The following is a 7129-nucleotide window of genomic DNA, read 5'->3' as shown; positions in this document are numbered from 1 at the left end:
GCGGGAGGGCCGTCGGGGGCGGCGGTACGGCCGGGTCGTGCGCGTTCTCCGGATCGGTGAGCGTCAGCCGCAGGGGGCCCAGGCGGGCGCCCTCGACGTTGCCCGCCACCGCCCGCCCGAGGACCGTCTCCGCGACGCTCTCCGCGATCCAGCAGCCGTCGCGCGGGCCGCCGAGGGGGAGGAACCTGCCGAGTCCGAGATGGTGCCGGACCGTCTGACGCCAGTGCTGCTCCGCAGTCATTCCACCAGCCTGCCGCATCCCCGGGGCGCTGTGGGGCAACCGCGCTTACGGTTGGTTTGACCGAAGGCGGCCGGCCCGGAAGGACGTACGGATCATGACCGACACCACGCAGAACGCCGTCGGCGAGACCGAGCAGACGGTGCGCAAGGCCGTGAAGCGGGGCGGCGGGGACCCCGCGACCAGGGGACGGACGACGATCGCCGACGGCGTCGTGGAGAAGATCGCGGGGCTCGCCGCGCGGGACGTCGTCGGCGTGCACGCCATGGGCAGCGGACTCAGCCGCACCTTCGGCGCCGTGCGCGACCGCGTCCCCGGCAGCTCCAAGTCCGTCTCGCGCGGCGTGAAGGCCGAGGTCGGCGAGGTGCAGACCGCGCTGGACCTGGAGATCGTCGTCGACTACGGCGTCTCCATCGCCGACGTCGCGCGGGCGGTCCGCGAGAACGTGATCGCCGCCGTCGAGCGGATGACGGGCCTCGAAGTCGTCGAGGTCAACATCGCCGTCAGCGACGTGAAGCTGCCGGACGAAGAGGACGACGAGCCCGAACCCCGGATCCAGTGACCCCGTGGCCCGCGACGCGAAGGGACGACACATGAGCAGAGCCGTGATCGGCATGATCGCCGGCATGGCGCTGGGCTTCGCCGGGTACTTCGGCGGGTTCGGCGCCTTCCTCCTGGTGGCCGCCCTCGGCGCCATCGGGTTCGTCGTCGGCCGGTTCCTCGAAGGGGACCTGGACCTCGGCGACTTCCTGCGCTCGCGCGACGACCGGCGCCGATGACGTCCACCGTCGCGGCGGGCGAGCGCGGGGCGACGCGGATCGCCGACCGGGTGGTCGCGAAGATCGCCTCCCAGGCGGCCCGCGAGGCCCTCGGCCCCCTGCCGCCCGACGCGGCGCCCCCGCACGCCCTGGTGGTCGTCGCGCACGACACCGCGCGCGTGCGCGTGCACCTCGAACTCGACTACCCCACCGACATCGCGGCCCGTTGCCGCGCGGTGCGTCGAAACGTGGTCGAGCGGGTACGCGCGTTGGTGGGAATGGACGTGCCGGACGTCGCCGTCACCATCGAACGGCTCCACCCGACGGCCGCCTCCGGCGAGGCACAGGGGAGGACGCGATGAGCGAACCCCAGGGCAGCGAAGGCACGACCCAGCGGCTGCCGGTGATCCTGGAGAAGGAACCGGAGGCGGACAGGGCCCCGGAGCCCGAGGCGGCGCCCCCACCGGCCGGCGTACGCCGCTTCTGGTCCCCCCGCCGGGCACCGGCCGCCCTCACGGCCGTCCTGATCCTCGCCGTCGCCGGACTCTTCCTGTACGACGTCGCCGCCGTCCGCGCCGGCCACCCCGCCATGCGCTGGCGCCGCGAACTCGCCCACCAGCTCGCCGCGCGCCCCCTGGACGACACGTGGGTCCGCACCGGCGCGGGCGTCGCCGTCGCCCTCGGACTGCTGGCCCTGCTGCTCGCCGTGACCCCGGGGCACCGCGACGTCCTGCCGATGCGGCCGACCCACCCCGACGTCCGCGCGGGCCTGCACCGCGACGCCGCCGCGCTCGTCCTGCGGGACCGGGCGATGGAGGTCTCCGGCGTCCAGTCCGTCGCCGTACGGATGGGACGGCGCCGTATCGACGTCCGTACGGTGTCCCACTTCCGCGACCTCGACGAGGTGCGCGCGGATCTGGCGGCCACGCTCGCGGCGGCGCTGGACGGCCTCGGACTGGCCCACCCTCCGGCGCTGTCGATCCATGTCCGCCGGCCCGCGAAGAAGGGGTGACCCCCGATGCTCCGCACCGTCAACCGTGTCCTGCTCGGCCTCGCCGGGCTGGCCCTGCTCGCCCTGGGCGGCTCCGTGCTCGCGATCGGGCTGGGCGCCGACGCGCCCTCCTGGTGGCTCCACGGCGACCGCCACGACGCCCTCCTGACGGCCTCCCAGCGCACCCGCTGGCGCGACGAGGGCTGGTGGTGGCCGACGGTCATCGGGGGCCTCGCCCTGATCGTCCTGCTGGCCCTGTGGTGGCTCACCGCGAACCTGAGGCGCCGCCGCCTCGGCGAGGTCCTCATCAACACCGGCGACGGCGAGTCGGCGGTCCTGCGGGGCAGCGCCCTGGAGAACGTCCTCGCCACCGAGACGGCCCACCTGGACGGCGTCTCCCACGCGCGCGTACACCTGACGGGCCGTAGGGACGCCCCGGAAACGCAGGTCCACCTGAGGGTGGAACCGCACGCGTCTCCGGGGGAGGCGCTGAGGAACTTCATCACGCACTCCCTCACGCGCGCGCGGGACTCGGCGGCGCTCAAGGCGCTGCCGGCGGAGGTGCGGATGAGGGCGATGAAGCACAAGGCGGAAAGGGTCAGCTGACGGGTCAGAACCCGTGACGCATCCCGCCGTCCACGGGAACCATGATCCCGGTCAGATAAGAAGCGGCCGGCGACAGCAGGAACGCCCCCGTGCGCCCGAACTCCTCCGGCCGCCCGTACCGCCGCAGCGGGATCCGCGCCTCGTTCGCGGCCCGCGTCGCCTCGGGGTCGGCGGACAGGGCGTCCAGCTCGCGCACGCGGTCCGTGTCGATCCGCGCCGGCAGCAGCCCCACGACCCGGATGCCCCGCGGCCCCAGCTCGTCCGCCAGGGACTTCGCGAACCCGGCGAGCCCGGGCCGCAGCCCGTTGGAGATCGTCAGCCCCGGGATCGGCTCGTGCACGGACCCCGACAGCACGAACCCGATGACACCCCCCTCGTCCAGCTCGGCGGCAGCCGCGCGCGCGAGCCGTACGGCGCCGAGGAAGACGGACCGGAACGCGGCCTCCCACTGCTCGTCCGTGTTGTCGGCGACGAACCCGGGCGGCGGCCCGCCCACGCTGACCAGGACCCCGTCGAACCGCCCGAACGCCTCGCGCGCGCGGGCGATGAGCCGGTCCGCCGCGTCGGGCTCGGCGTTGTCGACGGCGACCCCGACCGCGTTCCCGCCCAGCTCGCGCACCGCCTGGGCGACCCGCTCCTCGTCCCGCCCGGAGACGACCACCTTCGCCCCGTCCGCCAGCAGCTCGCGCGCGACCGCGTTGCCGAGCCCGCGCGTGGCCCCGGTGACGACGTACACCCGGTCCTTCAGTCCAAGATCCATGGCCCCTATCCTGCCTGCCCGTCGCCGAACAGGGCGAGGGCGGAGTTGACGAGCCCGATGTGGCTGAACGCCTGCGGGAAGTTGCCCAGCTGACGGCCGCCGACGGGGTCGTACTCCTCGGCGAGCAGCCCGACGTCGTTGACGAGCCCGGCGAGCCTCTCGAAGAGGGCGAGCGCCTCCTTGCGGCGGCCGGTCAGGTGCAGCGCGTCCACGAGCCAGAACGAGCACACCAGGAAGGTCCCCTCGGAGCCGGGCAGCCCGTCGACGGTCGTGCCGTCGGTGCTGTAGCGCCGCACGAGCCCGTCGTGGCCGAGCTCCGCGCGCACCGCGTCGACGGTGCCGATCACGCGCGGGTCGTCGCCGGGCAGGAACCCCACGCGCGGGATCAGCAGCAGCGCGGCGTCGAGTTCGGCGGACCCGTACGACTGCGTGAAGGTGCCCCGCTCGGTGTCGTACCCGCGCTCGCACACCTCCGCGTGCACGGTGTCGCGCAGCTCGCGCCAGCCGTCGAGGTCGCCGCGCAGGTACGGGTGCGTCTCCAGCGCGCGTACGGCGCGGTCGGCGGCGACCCACACCATCACCTTGGAGTGCGTGAACTGGCGCCGCCCGCCCCGCACCTCCCACAGCCCCTCGTCGGGCTGGCGCCAGTTGTCGCGCAGCCACTCCATGAGCGCGTGCTGGAGCGCCCACACGTGCGGGCGCGCGGGCAGCCCCGAGTCCCGCGCGAGCGCGAGGGAGTCCATGACCTCGCCGTACACGTCGAGCTGGAGCTGGTCGACGGCGCCGTTGCCGACGCGTACGGGGCGCGAGTTCTCGTACCCCGACAGCCACGGCAACTCCTGCTCGGGCAGGCGGCGTTCGCCCGCCACGCCGTACATGATCTGGAGGTCGGCCGGGTCGCCGGCGACCGCGCGCAGGAGCCAGCGGTGCCAGGAGCGGGCCTCCTCGTGGTAGCCGGCCGACAGCAGCGCGCCCAGGGTGAGCGTCGAGTCGCGCAGCCAGCAGTGCCGGTAGTCCCAGTTCCGTACGCCGCCCAGCTCCTCCGGCAGCGAGGTGGTGGGCGCGGCGACGATCCCGCCCGTCGGCGCGTACGTCAGCGCCTTCAGCGTGATCAGGGAACGCCGCACAGCGGCCTCGTAGGGCCCCTTGTAGCGGCAGCGGGCCGACCAGGCGCCCCAGTCCGCCAACGACGCCTCCAGGGCCTCGTAGGGGTCCACACGGGCCGGATGGGGTTCGTGCGACGGGTGCCAGGTCAGCACGAACGCGACCTTCTCGCCCTCGGCGACCTCGAACTCCGCGTGCGTACCGAAGTCCTCGCCCCACGTCCGCACCGGCGGCTCGCTGCGCAGCCACGCCGAGTCCGGGCCCGCGACGGCCACCCGGTGGCCGTCCGAGCGGCGCATCCACGGCACGATCGACCCGTAGTCGAACCGCAGGCGCAGCGTGCTGCGTACGGTGACCCTGCCGCGCAGCCCCTCCACGATCCGCACGAGGTCGGGCGCCTTGTCCCGCTGGGGCATCAGGTCGGTGACCCTGACGGCGCCGTCACCGGTCTCCCACTCGGTGTCCAGGACGAGCGTGTCGCCCCGGTACGAGCGGCGGGCGCACGGTCCGGTCGCCCCCTTGGGCGCGATCCTCCAGTGGCCGTTCTCCTCGTCGCCCAGCAGGCGCGCGAAACAGGCGGCCGAGTCGAAGCGGGGCAGGCAGAGCCAGTCGACGGAGCCGTCCCGGCCGACCAGCGCGGCGGTCTGTTCGTCGCCGACGACGGCGTAGTCCTCGATGCGCATGGAGATCCGGTTTCCCGCAGGAGGGCACCGGCAATCAGACACGCGCCCGCGCGAGCTACACGGTCGCCGGTTCCGCCTGCTCCTGCTCGTCCGTCTGCCGCGCCTTCTCCGCGCGGTCGCGCAGTTCGCGGCGGACCAGCACGAACCAGCCGAACGGGACGGCGGCGGCGAACAGCCACCACTGGATGGCGTACGCGTAGTTCAGCGCCGCGTTCTCGTCGCCCGGCTTGCCGATCGGCTCCGGGGTGTCGCCCTTCGGCTCGGGGGCCGTCAGGACCAGGTACCCGCCGAGGACCGGCGCCTTCAGGCGGCCGGCCTCCTCGCCGCTGCTGATCAGCATGATCTGCCGGTCGGGGAGGCCCTTGAGGTTCTTGATGCCGCTCGCCGCGGTCGTCTCGTCCGGCATCAGCCGCCCGGTGACGGTGACCTGGCCCGCTGGGGGCGCCGGGATCTTCGGGAACGCCGTCTGGCTGGGCCCGTCCGCGGGGATCCAGCCCCGGTTGACCAGCACCACCTTGCCGTCCGCCAGCACCAGCGGCGTCAGCACGTGGAAGCCGACCTCGTCGTCCGCGTTGACCCTGCGGCGGACGACGACCTCGCGCGCGGTGTCGAACCGGCCGACCGCCGTGACCGAGTGGTAGCGCTCGGAACGGGTGACCTCGTGCCCCGGGGACGTCAGCTTCTCGACCGGCACCGGGTCCGCGCGCAGGGCGCTCGCCACCAGCTCGTTGCGCGCGTGCCGCGTCTCGTAGCGGTGCATCTGCCAGATGCCCAGCCGGATCATCGTAGGGATGAGGACGAGGGCGACCAGCGTGAGGATCACCCACTGCCGGGACAACAGGAAGCGGTACACCCCACGACCGTACAACCCGCCGCGCGCGGGGGCCCCGGCAGGGTCGGACGGGGCTGTCTACGCGCCGGAGTCGGCCGCCGCCACGTCCCGCAGGAGCTGGCCGAAGGCGGCCTCGTCGACGACCGGGGTGCCGAACTGGCGGGCCTTGAGGACCTTCGAGGTGCCCGAGTCGGGGTCGTTGGTCACCAGCAGGCTGGTGAGCCGGGAGATGCTCGTGGAGACGTGCAGACCGGCCTCCACCGCGCGGTCCTCCAGGAGGTCCCGCTCGGTCGACGTGTCGCCGGAGAACGCGATCCGCATGCCCTGCTTGAGCGGCTTGCCGTCCTCGAAGCGGCCGGGGTTCGGGTAGGGGCAGGGGGGCCGCTTGCGCGACGGCCGCCAGGTCGTGGGCTGCCGGTAGCCGCCGCCCTGCCGCCCGATCCACGGCGTCGCGGGCCGGTCCTGCCACTCCGTCAGCGGCCGGCACTCGTGCAGCGGCAGCCGCACCCCGCGCGCGGCGGCGGCCCTGAGGCTCGGCCGGAACGCCTCCGCCAGCACGCGCGCGTCGTCCAGCGCGTGGTGCGCGCGCTGCTGGACGACGCCGAAGTGCGCGGCCAGCGTCTCCAGCTTGTGGTTGGGCAGCGGGAGCCCCAGCTCCTTGCTCAGCACGATCGTGCACAGCCGCTGCCTGACGGGCGCCTGCCGCTCGGCGCGCGCGTACTCGCGGGCGATCATCTGCCAGTCGAACACCGCGTTGTGCGCGACGAGCACGCGCCCCTCCAGGCGCCGCGAGAACTCCTCGGCGACCTCGGCGAAGAGCGGCGCCCCTTCGAGCACGTCGCTCGTCAGCCCGTGGATCCACACCGGCCCCGGATCGCGCTCCGGGTTCACCAGCGTGTACCAGTGGTCCTCGACCTCCCCGCGCGCGTCCAGCCGGTAGACCGCCGCCGACACTATCCGGTCGTCCCTCGCGAGCCCGGTGGTCTCGACGTCGACCACGGCATACCCCTCGGGGTATGTGCCTGGCCAGTCGACGGGCGACGGGGTGGTGAGCATGCGGTCTTCGAGCATGGTTCCTGAGGATACGGGTCGGGACCGACAGCCCCGCCCCCTCACCCCAGGGCGGCCACCAGATCCCCGGCCGCCAGCGGCGTGAG

Annotated in this window: 9 protein-coding genes and 1 pseudogene; 5 read left to right on the top strand and 5 right to left on the bottom strand. The window is 73.9% G+C overall.

Translation table 11 applies throughout. The annotated features are described in order from the left end of the window. A pseudogene (locus AOK24_RS23975) lies at positions 1–241 on the bottom strand (nucleopolyhedrovirus P10 family protein); the annotation flags it as partial. A 94-nt stretch (positions 242–335) separates the two neighbouring features. Between AOK24_RS23975 and AOK24_RS23970 the strand changes: the two are divergent. Genes AOK24_RS23970 through amaP form a run of 5 tightly spaced genes read left to right on the top strand, consistent with a single transcriptional unit; the run spans position 336 to position 2593 of the window. Beyond that, positions 336–800 carry an Asp23/Gls24 family envelope stress response protein gene (locus AOK24_RS23970; protein ID WP_055722139.1) on the top strand — a complete coding sequence of 155 codons (465 nt, stop codon included), beginning with the start codon at positions 336–338 and terminating at the stop codon, positions 798–800. 31 nt (positions 801–831) lie between these two features. Beyond that, the gene (locus tag AOK24_RS23965; protein WP_055722138.1) at positions 832–1017 is read left to right on the top strand and encodes a hypothetical protein; all 186 of its coding nucleotides are present in this window, start codon (positions 832–834) and stop codon (positions 1015–1017) included. After that, positions 1014–1358, top strand: coding sequence for an Asp23/Gls24 family envelope stress response protein (locus AOK24_RS23960; RefSeq protein WP_055722137.1), 345 nt, complete (start codon positions 1014–1016; stop codon positions 1356–1358). The genes AOK24_RS23965 and AOK24_RS23960 overlap by 4 nt, the downstream gene beginning before the upstream one ends. After that, positions 1355–2008, top strand: coding sequence for a DUF6286 domain-containing protein (locus AOK24_RS23955; RefSeq protein ID WP_055722136.1), 654 nt, complete (start codon positions 1355–1357; stop codon positions 2006–2008). The genes AOK24_RS23960 and AOK24_RS23955 overlap by 4 nt, the downstream gene beginning before the upstream one ends. A gap of 6 nt (positions 2009–2014) precedes the next feature. Further along, complete coding sequence (gene amaP / locus AOK24_RS23950; RefSeq protein WP_055722135.1) at positions 2015–2593, top strand: alkaline shock response membrane anchor protein AmaP; 579 nt, start codon at positions 2015–2017, stop codon at positions 2591–2593. A gap of 4 nt (positions 2594–2597) precedes the next feature. Here the strand turns inward: amaP and AOK24_RS23945 are convergent, their stop codons facing one another. Genes AOK24_RS23945 through AOK24_RS23930 form a run of 4 tightly spaced genes read right to left on the bottom strand, consistent with a single transcriptional unit; the run spans position 2598 to position 7043 of the window. Continuing rightward, entirely contained in the window at positions 2598–3353 is a 756-nt protein-coding gene (locus AOK24_RS23945) for an SDR family oxidoreductase (protein ID WP_055722134.1), read from the bottom strand. 5 nt (positions 3354–3358) lie between these two features. Next, on the bottom strand, positions 3359–5140 hold the full coding sequence (locus tag AOK24_RS23940) for a glycoside hydrolase family 15 protein (RefSeq protein WP_055722133.1): 1782 nt from the start codon (positions 5138–5140) through the stop codon (positions 3359–3361). A 55-nt stretch (positions 5141–5195) separates the two neighbouring features. Next, on the bottom strand, positions 5196–5993 hold the full coding sequence (locus tag AOK24_RS23935; RefSeq protein ID WP_055722132.1) for an SURF1 family cytochrome oxidase biogenesis protein: 798 nt from the start codon (positions 5991–5993) through the stop codon (positions 5196–5198). 57 nt (positions 5994–6050) lie between these two features. Next, complete coding sequence (locus AOK24_RS23930; RefSeq protein ID WP_055722131.1) at positions 6051–7043, bottom strand: DEDDh family exonuclease; 993 nt, start codon at positions 7041–7043, stop codon at positions 6051–6053. Positions 7044–7129 lie beyond the last annotated feature (86 nt).

It is taken from the genome of Streptomyces niveiscabiei, from assembly GCF_001419795.1.
Taxonomy (GTDB): Bacteria; Actinomycetota; Actinomycetes; order Streptomycetales; family Streptomycetaceae; genus Streptomyces; species Streptomyces niveiscabiei.
The sequence above is the reverse complement of the archived record's forward strand: the minus strand, read 5'-3'. Positions and strand labels throughout refer to the sequence as shown.